Annotated in this window: 7 protein-coding genes; 4 read left to right on the forward strand and 3 right to left on the reverse strand. The window is 34.9% G+C overall.

Annotated features, from left to right (window positions below):
- The first annotated feature begins 660 nt into the window (after positions 1–660).
- A complete protein-coding gene (locus FHR29_RS01545) occupies positions 661–2,001 on the forward strand; it encodes a sulfatase-like hydrolase/transferase (protein WP_183911983.1) in 1,341 nt (446 codons plus the stop codon).
- 81 nt (positions 2,002–2,082) lie between these two features.
- Here the strand turns inward: FHR29_RS01545 and FHR29_RS01550 are convergent, their stop codons facing one another.
- Positions 2,083–4,659: a DNA-binding transcriptional activator gene (locus FHR29_RS01550; RefSeq protein WP_183911985.1), complete on the reverse strand. Its 2,577-nt coding sequence runs from the start codon at positions 4,657–4,659 to the stop codon at positions 2,083–2,085.
- A 343-nt stretch (positions 4,660–5,002) separates the two neighbouring features.
- Between FHR29_RS01550 and FHR29_RS01555 the strand changes: the two genes are divergently transcribed.
- Positions 5,003–6,475 carry a glycoside hydrolase family 76 protein gene (locus tag FHR29_RS01555; RefSeq protein WP_221197782.1) on the forward strand — a complete coding sequence of 491 codons (1,473 nt, stop codon included), beginning with the start codon at positions 5,003–5,005 and terminating at the stop codon, positions 6,473–6,475.
- 87 nt (positions 6,476–6,562) lie between these two features.
- Here FHR29_RS01555 and FHR29_RS01560 read toward each other — a convergent pair whose 3' ends face one another.
- Positions 6,563–7,339, reverse strand: coding sequence for a response regulator (locus FHR29_RS01560; RefSeq protein ID WP_221197783.1), 777 nt, complete (start codon positions 7,337–7,339; stop codon positions 6,563–6,565).
- A complete protein-coding gene (locus FHR29_RS01565; protein WP_183911987.1) occupies positions 7,336–10,491 on the reverse strand; it encodes a two-component regulator propeller domain-containing protein in 3,156 nt (1,051 codons plus the stop codon). The genes FHR29_RS01560 and FHR29_RS01565 overlap by 4 nt, the downstream gene beginning before the upstream one ends.
- A 226-nt stretch (positions 10,492–10,717) precedes the next feature.
- Here FHR29_RS01565 and FHR29_RS01570 point away from each other — a divergent pair, with 226 nt between their 5' ends.
- On the forward strand, positions 10,718–11,878 hold the full coding sequence (locus tag FHR29_RS01570) for an aldose epimerase family protein (protein ID WP_183911989.1): 1,161 nt from the start codon (positions 10,718–10,720) through the stop codon (positions 11,876–11,878).
- 432 nt (positions 11,879–12,310) lie between these two features.
- Positions 12,311–14,155: a glycoside hydrolase family 2 protein gene (locus tag FHR29_RS01575; RefSeq protein WP_132770150.1), complete on the forward strand. Its 1,845-nt coding sequence runs from the start codon at positions 12,311–12,313 to the stop codon at positions 14,153–14,155.
- Positions 14,156–14,185 lie beyond the last annotated feature (30 nt).

Below are 14,185 nucleotides of genomic sequence, written 5' to 3' on the forward strand. Positions count from 1 at the left end.
ATTGAAAACAAATGAGATAAACGTAAATAGGGTTTCTTTAGCTAGCGAATGTTCTTGAGGATATCTGAAATGTCACAAAAGTTACATATGACATATGTAACCTATTTTTTGAATGTACTCATGTGGCAAAGGTATAAAATTCAATAAAGATGAAGACTTGTTTTTTAATATTTACAGAACGTGGATGGTATATGATTTTACATTTTACATAATTATTTGATTATTTAATTTCAGAAAATAAATTTTATTTTTTTTTATTATAGTATTTGTAATGAGTTGGTTATGTTTTATTTTTTAATTACTGTCTTGCTGATGTTACAGGATTTTTTTTATAATCTCATAACGGTTTAATGTTATTTTTACGGCTATGTTTTACATTTAAATGATGTTATTGAAATTGATGGAATGAAATCGTTTTCGTATTTTAATAGGTTTTTTATTGTAGGTCGCACAATTTATTAATTATATTGGTCTGCAATTATAAATCAATCTTGCAGTTCTGAAATTGATTATGCCATTTATTTAATATTGGAAGATCGAAAATGTAGTCCCTGCAAAGGTTTTAATAAACATGCAGCAGTTTTTAATTTTTATAAATCCTAATTGATTAATTTAAAAAAAGAAATTACTATTATGAGTATCGTGTCGTGTAAAAAAAGAATGTTGTTATTGTTAACGGGCATAAGTTTTTGTTCCTTATTATATGCTCAAAAACAACCTCCTAATATTATTTTTATATTGACGGATGATATGGGGTATTCGGATTTGGGATCTTATGGTAGTCCGAATATTCAAACACCTTTTTTAGATTCGATAGCGAGTAAAGGTGTACGGGCTACAAATTATGTCGTTTCCACTCCTTCATGTACACCCTCTCGTGCATCGCTATTGACCGGACGTTATGCTTCTCGTTATAACTTGCCTCAACCGATCGGTCCTGGTTCGGAATTAGGTCTACCTGATGCAGAGGTAACGATCGCTGAAATGTTAAAGCAGAAGGGCTATCAAACGGGTTTGGTAGGAAAATGGCATCTTGGTGATAAAGCAGAATCGCTACCCAATGCACAAGGATTTGATTTCTTTTATGGTATGCTCTATAGCCATGATTATCGTGCACCTTATGTGAAAACGGATACTGTTATTAAACTTTTTAGAAATCGCAGTCCTGAAGTATTTGCTCCTGATGATTCGGATCTAAGTCAGCACTATCACCGTGAAGCACTTCATTTTATCAATAAGCAAAAAAAAGACAAACCTTTCTTTTTGTATTATGCACATAATTTCCCTCATCTTCCATTGGCATTTTCAAACAAGAAAAATCCTTATGCCAGTGCACAAAATGCAGGTCCTCTTGGTGCGGTCTTGTATGAGCTGGATCAGTATATTGCCCAATTATGGCACGCATTAGAGGCTAAGGGTCTGGATAAAAATACCATCTTGATGTTTTCTAGTGATAATGGACCTTGGATTGAGTATCCTGCTCGTATGTCAGATGACGGCGAGACGAAAAATTGGCATGTTGGAACTGCTGGCGTATTTAAAGGTTCTAAAGCGCTGACTTATGAAGGCGGTGCCCGAGTTCCTTTTATTGTTTTCGGGAAGGGAATTATCCCGGAAGGAAAAGTTATTCGCTCTTCTATCAGTAATTTAGATATTTTACCAACTATTGCTTCTTGGACGGGATCTTCTTTACCAGACAGAAAACTGGATGGACAATCAATTCATAATTTACTGGAAGGTAAAGAGACTGATTTAAACTATGTCCATAGACCAATTTTTTTGGTTAATTATGGTAAACCAGAAGCTGTGAAAGTTGGTGATTGGAAATATCGTATTATTAAACAACGAACAAATTTAATCTCAGGCAAAACGGAGGAGACGGTAGAGGAATTGTTTAATATTGCCTGGGATCCGAGTGAAAGAACGAATTTGATTCATGAATATCCTGAAAAACTGACGGAACTTAAAAGGGTATTTAATTCTTTCGATGAAAAGGAATAGTTTTTCGGCAACTCAAGATAACCTCCGATCAAATGATTAAGTTACATTTGATTGGAGATTTTAAACCCATAAGATGTAAAATTAGGCTATATCTTCAAAGTTGAAAGGGAAGTCTTCCCCCATGATGTTCCTGTATTGGCTAGCAAAGTTTTGAAAACGTATGCGAGCTTCTTGGAGCATGTTTAAAGCAATCATTGCTTTAATTTCCATAAATAAGGCATTTTCATTGAGAGGGTCAAATAGAAAAATAACTTCAGCCAATGCTATGCTATCGTTATAGGCATGTTTCTCCATACTTTGATAGATTTCAGTGATTAAAAGAGGTGTTATATTTTTCTCTAGATCAGCCTTAGTTGAGTCGAAAATAGGTTGATTGGTACCCTGTAAGAACTTTCCCCTTCGTAATAGATGAATTAACTCATCTCTGTTTTCAGTGTTGTTAATAGACGAAGTGAGTTTCATACATCTCGTATAGTCGCAATAGAAATCAGCATGTTGTTCAATTTTAAAACGCCCTTTCTCATAGCGTAATTCTATCCCATCCAATTCACTTAATGCTTTTCTTAAATGGTTGATTGTAACGCCTCTTGAATTTTTGACTTTATCTTCAGATTTGTCTGGCCATACCAGATGACTTAATAATGCGGATGAAATCCCGGCTTCACCTGCGTGGGTTAAAATCAAACAAAAAACTTGTTTCAGTCGTGTACTAAATAAATGGGATATATCTTTTTGATTGCGATCTAATACCGTAAATTCTCCAAATAAATAGATTGCATTGGCTCGTAAGTTATTTTTCCAGACAGCGGGTTCGTTATTACTTGGTTTTAACTTACCGATGGGTGCTAATTTTTTAGTCTTGACCAACAAATGTTCTTTATTGCTATCAGCTACACCTGCAGGTACTGGTAAGATCATATGTCGCCCTGTTTTTTTATTAGAGATCCTTTTGAGCATGATGTAAGCTCCTATTGCAACAGTTCCTCCGAATAATACAAAAATCAGATATTTAATTTTATTATTTTTTTTGGGATAATTGCTTAATTCTGTTTCTGAGATAGGAGGGGAGTTTAGGGAATAGATTTTTAATGTTGACTTAACATCATCATTTGACTCTTGTACTAAAGCGATTAGACGTCCAAGTTGATGGTCATAATAAAGCTGTGCCCGTGTTGAAATCTTGTCCGAATAGATGGCTACAGAATCACCTAATATTTCATAGCTTCCATCTTGGATTGAAAACCGATAAAGCTTGATTGCTGATCGGGTGAGATGCTCGGGATAACATAAGGCATAAAAGTGTGACTGATCTAGGAATACAATACCGCGTGCAGGTACCACATGCTTATCTTTCCATTGAATATCCCACATTTTTGTCACCTTTTTAGTATCTAAGTTAATTTTGTGTAGATCATAATAGTATTTTCTTCCAACAATGTGCTCTCCAGACTCATTTCCCATTCCTCCAAAAATATATGCTGTACGGTTGTTTTCCATATAGCCCGCAGATAGAAAATATCGTGGGAAGAGCTTATCTCCGGTAAAATCTTCAAGTTTTTGCCATTTGGTAGAATCAGCGGCATATCGATAAAATTTGTCACTATAGGACATGTTCCCATATCCTCCGAAGATGTAATATTGCTTTGCTTGCTGATCAAAAAAGAATCCATGGTGATGCAATTCCTTTTGGACACGATCATAGCTTTCAATAGTCCATGTCAAGTTATCTAGATTAAGACTGGCGACGGTGGGGCCCTCATAGGGATAATTATGATACAATTCATAAACATAAAGCTTATTTGCTTTTACATCGAGAAAATTGGTTGCTTGGATCAGATCGACAGGGCATTTTTTTTGAAAAGCAACTTTCCGAGTGTCATTCGTTTTGATATTATGAATAAATATAGAATCGCGATTGAAATAATAAATTTCTTTTCTGCTTTCATTATAATTAGAGCCTGCTTGAATCGACGAATTGAAGGTCTGTACTAATTGCCATCTGTAAGAATCATTGATCAACCATTCGGGATTGCTTACTAAACCATAGTTATTTCCTTCAAAATCATGAACGATATTACCTTCATTTTCCCTCAAGGGGAACACATATTTGGTGTTTTTATTTCCAATGGATAGGTTTTTAATTCCCATATTTGGGACATCGATTAGGTAATCACTTTTTCCGAAAGTAATGATTGGAAAATAGGGGTTAGGGAGCTTAATTTTTTCGGATGCGAAAACTTTGTTTTTTATTTGAAGTTTAAAAATTCCTTGTGTCAGATTAAAGGTTAATTTAACCGGAAACCAGCTGTTGTTGTCTAATAACCGACGATCTATCTTGGCTATGATCAAACTACTTTTTCCTTCTTCATTTAGTCTGAAAATGCACTGATCTTTTTCTTCGTCATAAAATAGGTTATAGATGGTATTATTTTCCTTGTTTTGAACTCTAAGGATATTCCCAAGTGAGTTGGTGCCATAGATTGCAAGTTGAAAGTCAATATCAAATAGTCCTTCAAATGAAATTGTGTTTTCTCCAAAAACTTCATAAGAAGTACGTTCATCGATTGCGTGATGACCTCCGTTAAATTTAAGTCCTTGTGAAAAGGATAGCGTCGGCAGGAATAAGTAAATAGCAAAATATATATAATAGAATTTCATACAGGGCAATCAAAAACTTAAATCCAGAAGTATGGACGCATCATTCCTTTTAAAAGGCGAGCGTATAAACCTTCGTAGATGATTTAATGGTTAGTAACTAATTTTTCAACATCTTAATACCTTAAAAGTATACAAAAAATTAATCAAATGAAATAAAGACGTTGTTACATGTTTTCTGATTTTTAACACGCTATAGTATTAAAATAAAACCGGGTTATTGTTTTATTTTTGCCTATTAACCCCCTTTTAACCCTAAAATTAATCAACTCTACTTATCTTGTTCCAGAATTTAATGCCTTAATCATGGGCAAAATTCTGACTAATGATAAACCAGATTCTTCTTATGAAATTTTTAAGAAAGCTACAAAGCATTTTTATTCATGCTATTCCACTATTACTGTTTGTACAGTTTTGTTTTTTAATGCCTACCTATGCCACGATGGGAAATGGCGGGGATGGTAATAATGTTTCAGATCTTCAAACGCAAAATTTAGTGCGTTCTATTCAGCTTGTTGATAAATCCATTGCTACCTATTTTTCAGGTGATGAGATGACCATGGCTAGATTTTACAACCCGGATACCAAAGAACTATCTTCTGAAAGGGGGAGTGTTTGGATGTATACAGCTTCGATAGAAGCTGTTAATGCAATTTTAACAAGTCTTAAACTTCAAAAGGAAAATGGCAATGTATTGTTGTTTAATCAACATTACAAGCGTTATGTCGATTTGTTGAAAAAACTATTTGATAATGCTGATTATTATCTAGGCACTTTTAAGTTGACGTCATTTACACAAGAAAAAGAGTGGGCAGTCTATGCGGTAGACCGTGTTCGAGAAAAGGGGAAAGCGAATGTTACTGGGATACTGAATGTTTACGATGACCAAATGTGGCTTGTCCGTGAATTATTAGACGCCTATCACCTAACGAATGATCGAGTCTTTTTAGAAAAGGCTGAGTATTTGACGGCCTATGTTCTTGACGGTTGGGATAGTACACTAGATGACAGAAATAAAGAGCATGGCGGTATTCCCTGGGGCCCAGGTTATGTGACCAAGCATGCTTGTAGCAACGGTCCAATGGTTAGCCCCTTGGTATGGCTACACGAAATCTATAAGCATAAATCTGATCAGATCGAGCATCGCTATGTCGATCCAAAAGACAAAAAAACACGTCGTTCTAAAATGTTAAATAAAGGTGATTATTATCTAAGTTTTGCAAAAAAAGTCTACGATTGGCAAAAACGTTACCTTTTAAACAACCAAGGTGTGTATTCAGATATGATGGGAGATTGCTTTCCGGATTGTACTATCGCATATGAGAATGTAAATGGAACGAGATACCGTGCAAATACACGCTTGAAAACTGCCGTAGGTCCTTCATTTTCCTATAATAGCGGAACGATGATTTCTGGAGCTGCAGATCTGTATCGTGTAACAAAATCAAAAAAATATAGGGAAGATGCACAGTCATTATCTCATGCTAGTTTCGAGTATTTTGCAAAATTGGGAAAGCAGATTCCGGCATATTACACTTACGAATCCTCCGGATTCAACAATTGGTTTAACGGTATCCTACTGCGGGGATTCTTTAATATTTATCCTAATCATAGAAAAGTAGGAAGTTACATGGAGTCTTTTCAAAAGAATCTTGATTATGGATATGACCACTTCTTGAAGGATGGGTTTTTACCAACAGATTTATTAAAGGGATGGGACACCGATCAAAATAAAAATAATCTGGAAGGTATGTTCATGTTTACATATGCTGCGCAATATGCTATTTTATCGCAATACGAATTAGACAAATCGAAATAAACCTAAATAGCAAGTTGTGATTTTAGCCAAAAAATAAAGATTGATTTTAAAGACCTCATGTATTTAGCATGGGGTCTTTTAGTTATTTTAGGAGTGTAGTTTTTGTTGTTCTAAAAATTCAGAAGGGCTTACTCCAAATTGTTTTTGAAAGTTCCGTGAAAAATGCGTGGCCGAGCTATAGCCTAGTAAGTTGGATATTTCATAGATTTTGAATTTTCGTTGTGCTAGTAATTCTGCGGCTTTTCGCAGCCGGGTCAGGTTAATCAATTCATTAGGAGATAGGCTTGAAACAATATTAATTTTTCGATAGAGTGTTGGTCGGCTCATACACAAAATATCAGCCATACGGTCAACATTGAATTTCGGATCATCTAAATGATTCTGAATAATTTCATCCACTTTTTGAAGAAATTCTTGATCGCTTTGATTTTGCCCAATGCTCTGTATCTGTGATAAAGGGTTACTAACAAAAAAAGCTTTTACTTTTAATCTGTTTTTTAAAAGACTGGCAATTTGTGCTCTTAAAAATGCCGGTGAAAATGGTTTTTCAATATAAGCATCAGCGCCAAATTCTAAGCCTTGGATTTTAGATTCAATACTATTTTTCGCCGTAAGTAAAATTACCGGAATATGGGAGGATGCCATATTTTCTTTAATATGTTGGCACAATTCGTAGCCATCCATTTCCGGCATCATGACATCGCTAATAATTAAATCAAAATTATCCGATTCCATCAATTTCAATGCTTCTATACCATTGTTGCAGGTTTGAACATGATATTCTTCACAGAGATCATCTGCAATAAATTCAAGTAATTCTTGATGATCGTCGATTAAGAGGATATTGGCTTTTGCATTTTTCATGATGATAGTGAGCTTTGATTTAGAGGAAGTATGAGTTTAAATACGTTGAAGGAGGATTCGTCTACTTCATATATTAATGTCCCTTGATGTTTTAAGGTCAATGATCTAGTAAGGGCTAAACCTAATCCACTACCTGAAATACTTTTGCTTCTTTTTAAGCGATTAAAAGGTTCAAAAATATTTTGCTGTTCTGTTGGCGGAATTATTGCCCCGTCGTTCTTTATGATCAATACACATGTTTTTGTGTTTTCATCAGTTTTTAATGTTATTTCTATTCGATGATCAGCATATTTTAATGCATTATTAAGCAGATTATAACAGATTTTTTCGAAAGCGTCCAGATCTATTAAAGCGATAATACTCTGACTGATATCTAGTGTTAAAACACGATTTTGAGCAATTAAGGTTATGGCAAAATTATTGATAATTTCTTGTAAAATATGGCTTATGTTATGCGGAGCAAAGTTTAATTTAAACCCTTCGGCCTCCACCTTTCTGAAATCCAGTAATTGATTGCTTAATTCAATAAGTTTATTGGTATTGTTTTCCATCGTTAGCAGTAATTTATCTACAGCCGGACTGCGTTCGACTCTATCCATCAATTTTTCCAAAGGGGCCTTTATTAATGTTAACGGAGTTCGGATTTCATGAGCAACATCAGTATAAAAATTGATTTTTGAACGGTATAAATCTTGATCTCTTAAGTTTTGGATTGTTAAGATATGTTGACGATTCCGCTGTTTTATTGCTTCATTAAAATGATGAATTATAAATGCGATAAGCCCGATAATAATAAATCCATAGATAAGATATGCAGGAAGACTTGCCCATATTGGTGGTAATACTTCTATTTTCAAGGTCTTGATTTGTGGAATCGCAGTGCCATTTGGATCTTCAGCTTTAATTATGAATGTGTAATTTCCTGGCGCCAGTTTGGTAAAGTATGCGCGGGGGACACCATTGATAGGGTTCCATTTTTCATCTATTCCTAACATTTTATAACTATAGCGTACAGAATGAGGAGCTTGGTAATGTAATGCTGCAAAATCTAAGCTAAATGAGGATTCATCGTGCTTAAGTTTAATACTTTCGGTAAAGAGAATTGATTTTTTGAGAATGGTTGATTCATCAGTTTGACTTACTTCTCGATTATTGACAGTTAAATCTGTAATAAAAATAGGTGTTTTTGCATTGTATTTGATTTGATTTAATTGTTCGGGCTTAAATCGGATCAAACCATTGATAGTCCCAAAGTAGAAATTATTGTTGTTATCATCAAAGGAAGAGTTGTAATTGAACTGTAATGTTGGTAAACCCGATTCCATATTGAATGTCCGTATTTTGTGGTTGACGGGGTTATACCTAACAAGACCTTTGGAAGTAGCCACCCAAATATTATTTTCTTTGTCTTCTAAAAAAGAGAGAATAACGTTGCTGGGCATTCCGTCTTTTATACTTATAGAGCTAAAGCTGTTATTTTCAAATTCTTTTTTTACCATTCCTCCTTCAGTTGCAATCCACAATCTTTTTTTTGAATCTTCAAATAAACTGTTAATTCGATTATTGGGTAGCGCATGTTGATCATGTGTCTGCTGCTTATAATGTTTAAAATAATTGGTCTCTGGATTGTAACAAATTAAACCATCACGCCACGTACCTATCCACAAATTACCCCGGAAGTCCTCTAATATACAGGTGTAAAAAATATAAGCCGGTACATTTTTTATTAAGAAAAATTGTTTGGTATCCAAATTAAAGCGGTACAATCCTCGTGTAGAAGCGGCTAAAATATCACCTTTTTTTGTTTGATAGAGGTGGAATATGAAATTACTTTCAAGTTCTGAATTATGATAACTATTTCTATCCAAATGTTGTGTCACCTGTAAACGTTTTAAATCGAATATATCGAGTCCATTTACAAAAGCACCGACTAGTAATTTGTCTTTAATGGCTAGTAATCCATGAATATTATTATTAGCTAATGAGCTATTTTGACTCGTAAAACTTTGGATCTTATTGGTTGAGAGGTTCCATTTTGATATTCCGCCGTTCTCGGTACCCATCCAAATATTACCTTCTTTGTCTTTTTTAATGGCCCTTACAACCGATCCTTGTAGGTTTGTTGGTTGGTCGCCCGGTAAAATTTTTTCGATGATGCTGTTATGTGCATGATAGTAATTTAGTCCACCAAAATAAGTACCTAACCAGATGCCCTGATCTTTGTCTTGTAATATGTTGTAAATTGCATCGTCGGAAATACCCCATTTATTATGATTCTCCTTACGTAAATGGAGAAAACTTTTAGTGGCGATTTGATAAACAAACAAGCCAGATTCTGTTGCAAACCAATATTCATGGTCATTCGGTTGAAGAATATCCCTTACATATAAAAATTGTTTCAACTGTTTTTGACCAAGAATGGAAGTAAGTGTTCCAGTGCTCTTTTCGTAAGAGAATACACCCGCTTTGGAAGTCCCAATTAGGAGTTGTCCCTGCTTTGTTTCTACTATTTTTTCAATGCTATACCAATCTTTTTTTTCAAATGATTTTGTGAAATCAAGAAATGGAGTAATCTGATACTTTTCGTTAACGAGGTAAATAATACCCTCTGGAGTTCCAAAATAGAGTTTTCCGGATTTTGTGCTGCATAGTGATGTGATGTACAGATTTGATTTTGTAAGTTGTCTTGTTACTTTATTTGTAAGGTTGTGCAGGTAAAGCATTCCACTGGATATAAACCATAGGTTGTGCTTTCCATCTGTCGTAATAACAGGAACTTCTGTGCTTCTAAATTTCTCATCTAATATTTCAAAATTTTCATGAATGGGATCATAAGAGTAGATCCCCTGATCTGTACCGATCCACATTTTTTTTTGATAGTCTTCTTTTAAAGATATAATAGAATTACTTCCTAAACTTCGATGATCTTCTTTACTTGTAAAGTGTTTGAAAGAATTTCCATCAAAGCGATTCAATCCATCTTTGGTACCAAACCATAGAAATCCGTAGCTATCTTGCATACTGCAGATAACTGCGTTGTTAGAAAGTCCTTCATTTATTTGATAATGGTTAAAATAATAAGGTTGTGCATGGATATGAGCAGAAAATAAAAGATAAGCAAAATAAAGAAGCAACAATTTAATTTTTATCATGTCTAATTGGTAATTGATACAAAAGAGCAGTATTATGAAACAATTCTGCTAATCAATATTTTCTAAATTTAGGATTTTAGTACTTGTAAGGTTGAAGATAAAAAATTAAAAAGTAAATCGTAACTTTTAAGTTTAATTATTTCATTTATCTGTCAACTAAATCGCTTAAGTTGATCAATATGATCAAAATTATGAACCTTTATAAGGGACCTAAAATAAATTAAAAATGAAAAGAAAAATGGAGTGTATGGGTATTGTTAGTATCCTTGTCGTTGGATTAGGATGTCAGCAAAAGAATGTCACAGAAAATAAGGATCAATCTGGAATGATTTCCTATATGGATAGCGCTGCATTTGCTGCTAAAATAAATGATCATGATGTCCAGTTATTTGAATTGAAAAATAAACGGGGTGTGCATGCATACTTTACAAATTTTGGTGCACGCATAGTTGGTTTGTGGGTTCCGGATAAACAAGGTAATTTAAGGGATGTGGTTTTGGGATTTACAAAAGCTACCGATTACAACAACCCGGCAGAGCCCTATTTTGGAACGATTGTCGGTCCTTTTGGAAACCGTATAGCAAAGGGAATGTTTCAACTTGATGGACAAACTTACCAACTACCTATTAATAATGGTGTCAATACACTACACGGTGGGTTTAATGGCGTTCATTTTGCCAATTGGACCTTGAAAATGAAGAGCGATTCATCGATTACATTTGCATATACCTTGCCAGATAGAGCTGAAGGTTTTCCAGGAAATATTGCGATGGAAGTTACATATGGTTTAAATGACCAAAATGAACTAACAATTGGATATGAGGCGCAATCGGATAAAAAAACGGTTGTAAATCTAACAAATCATGCTTATTTTAATTTAAACGGAGAAGGTAGTGGTTCAATATTGAATCACCAGCTTCAGTTATTTGCCGATGAATTCACGCCTGTTGATAGTACATTGATTCCAACTGGAAAACTTGAGAAAGTAGGCGGATCAGCTTTTGATTTCACGACCGCTAAGGCAATTGGTAAAGATATTGATGCTAATGATCGTCAACTGTCTTATGGTAAGGGATATGATCATAATTTTGTCTTAAATAAACAAAGAGAAGGTGATTGGTATAAAGCTGCTCATATTGTGGGTGATCAATCCGGAATTGTCCTGGATATCTTGACGCAGGAACCGGGGATTCAATTTTACAGTGGTAATTTTATGAGTGAAAAGGTCCAATTGAAAAATGGTAAAAAAGACTCTTTTAGAACTGCATTTTGTTTAGAACCACAACATTATCCAGATTCCCCTAATCAACCGAATTTTCCAACAACCGTATTAGTTCCTGGTCAGATCTATAAAACTAAATCACTATATCGATTCTCAGTTCTGTAATTGTTATTTTCATATTATCCAAACATAATCAAGCCCATTTCTTATTTAGGTAATGGGCTTTTCTTTAATAATAATTTAGAATCCTTTGCTTTAAGCTTAATTAAATGATACAAATGCGCACATTTTTGAGAAAATTAGCAAGTTAAAGTAGCTTGTTAAATCATAAATTTGAGTAACCAGTAATTAAGCACAACGACCTAATAATCATTCAATAATTATTTCGAGGAATTATGGTTTAATCTTAGAAAATATGATCGTTTTGGGGTTAAAAGAGAATGATACTGATCACAGCATTTTAGGCTCGTGTGGAAAATATTGAGATTACAAAATAAGAATTGAATTGATTTTGATGGGAGCCTAAGTTCATGGTTTGTAGTCGTCCCATCTTTAAATATAGTGATATAGATATTAATGATTATACGTTTTTTTATTATGAAGAGAACTTTATTGTTTGCAGGTTTATTAATGACCATACAGATGAACTTTGCTCAAGATTGGAAGCCCGCAGGTTCGCATATTTTAACTTCTTGGGGGGAACAAGTAAATGTTGAAAAGCCACATCCAGAATATCCGAGACCACAGCTCGTCCGATCGAACAATTGGCAAAATTTGAATGGACTTTGGAAATATGCCATTACACCTGTCGATGCTCAGGCTATTCCAACCCAATGGGAAGGTAATATTTTGGTACCATTTGCTGTTGAATCATCTTTGTCTGGAGTAGGGAAAGAAGTGGGAAAAGATAAAGCGTTGTGGTATAGTAATAGCATTACTTTAGATAAAGCAGTTCAAAAAAATAAGATTTTACTTCATTTCGGTGCCGTAGATTGGCAATGTGATGTATTTATCAATAACCAACTGGTCGGTAGGCACGAAGGGGGATTCGATCCCTTTACGATGGATATCTCAAAATTTCTTAAAAAGGGATCGAAGCAGGATATTGCTATTCGGGTATGGGATCCTACCGATGATGGGCCACAGCCACGCGGTAAACAAGTAAAGCATCCTAATGGAATCTGGTATACACCTGTGACAGGTATATGGCAAACAGTTTGGCTAGAGAGCGTTTCTCAAAGTCATATTGTAAGTACTAAGCAAACTCCGCAATTGGATGAGGGAAGCTTAACCTTTGAAGCTTTGGTATCCGGAGGTCAGCCTGGCGATCAGATCAAGGTGAAAGCTGTGGATGGCAGTCGTATTCTGCAGGAGCAATTAGGTGAGCCAAATGTGGCTTTTAAGATTGCTGTTCCAAATGCAGAGGAGTGGTCTCCTTCTAATCCTAAATTGTACGATCTGGAAATTCAATTGTTACGTAAGGGTAAAGTAATTGATCAGGCTAAAAGTTATTTTGCGATGCGTAAGATATCGATGCAGCAAGATAAAGATGGTATTCAACGATTAATGCTTAATAATAAGTTTACATTTCAGTATGGTCCATTGGATCAAGGCTGGTGGCCCGATGGTCTGCATACAGCTCCTTCAGATGAAGCGTTGAAATTTGATGTGATCAAAACTAAGGAAATGGGTTTCAACATGATCAGGAAACATATTAAGGTTGAACCTGCACGTTGGTACCGTCATTGCGATAGTATCGGTATGTTAGTTTGGCAAGATATGCCAAGCGGTGATCTTGGTGGAAATAATTGGGATATGCAACCCGGAAAAATTTCAGGAGGTGATCGTGACAAGACGCGTTCGGCAATATCAGAACAGTATTATCGTAAAGAATGGAAGGCGATAATGGAAGTTTTGCATAATTTCCCAAGCATCGTCATCTGGGTGCCTTTCAATGAGGCTTGGGGACAGTTTAAAACTAAGGAAATTACAGAATGGACAATTGCAAATGATCCATCTCGTTTAGTGAACAGTGCCAGTGGAGGGAATTTCATGGAAACTGGACATATTCTTGATATTCATAATTATCCAGATGCTGCTATGCCTGATCCTTCTTTATTTGGTGCAAATCAGGTTTTAGCATTAGGTGAATTTGGAGGTTTAGGCTTACCGGTCGAGGGGCATTCTTGGCAACAAAAAGACAACTGGGGTTATCAAAGTTTTAAAAATAAAACGGAGTTATTGGATCGTTATAAAAGACTTATTCATGATCTAAACCGTTTGATTCCAATGGGATTATCAGCGGCAGTTTATACGCAAACCACAGATGTGGAAGTTGAAACAAATGGACTAATGACCTACGATCGAAAAGTAATAAAAATGCCTGAAAGTGAACTGAAGGCAATTCACAAACCTTTATTTGAGTTTTTAATTAAACGTTAGTGTGTATTAGGTTGCTCTACTTTTGTGCAA

The organism is Sphingobacterium sp. JUb56, from assembly GCF_014191365.1.
Lineage (GTDB): Bacteria > Bacteroidota > Bacteroidia > Sphingobacteriales > Sphingobacteriaceae > Sphingobacterium > Sphingobacterium anhuiense.

Bases quoted from the DNA above. Each gene is read 5' to 3' on its own strand.
- FHR29_RS01545 (WP_183911983.1), top strand. From the start codon at position 661: ATGTTGTTATTGTTAACGGGCATAAGTTTTTGTTCCTTATTATATGCT.
- FHR29_RS01550 (WP_183911985.1), bottom strand. From the start codon at position 4,659: ATGAAATTCTATTATATATATTTTGCTATTTACTTATTCCTGCCGACG.
- FHR29_RS01555 (WP_221197782.1), top strand. From the start codon at position 5,003: ATGAAATTTTTAAGAAAGCTACAAAGCATTTTTATTCATGCTATTCCA.
- FHR29_RS01560 (WP_221197783.1), bottom strand. From the start codon at position 7,339: ATGAAAAATGCAAAAGCCAATATCCTCTTAATCGACGATCATCAAGAA.
- FHR29_RS01565 (WP_183911987.1), bottom strand. From the start codon at position 10,491: ATGATAAAAATTAAATTGTTGCTTCTTTATTTTGCTTATCTTTTATTT.
- FHR29_RS01570 (WP_183911989.1), top strand. From the start codon at position 10,718: ATGAAAAGAAAAATGGAGTGTATGGGTATTGTTAGTATCCTTGTCGTT.
- FHR29_RS01575 (WP_132770150.1), top strand. From the start codon at position 12,311: ATGAAGAGAACTTTATTGTTTGCAGGTTTATTAATGACCATACAGATG.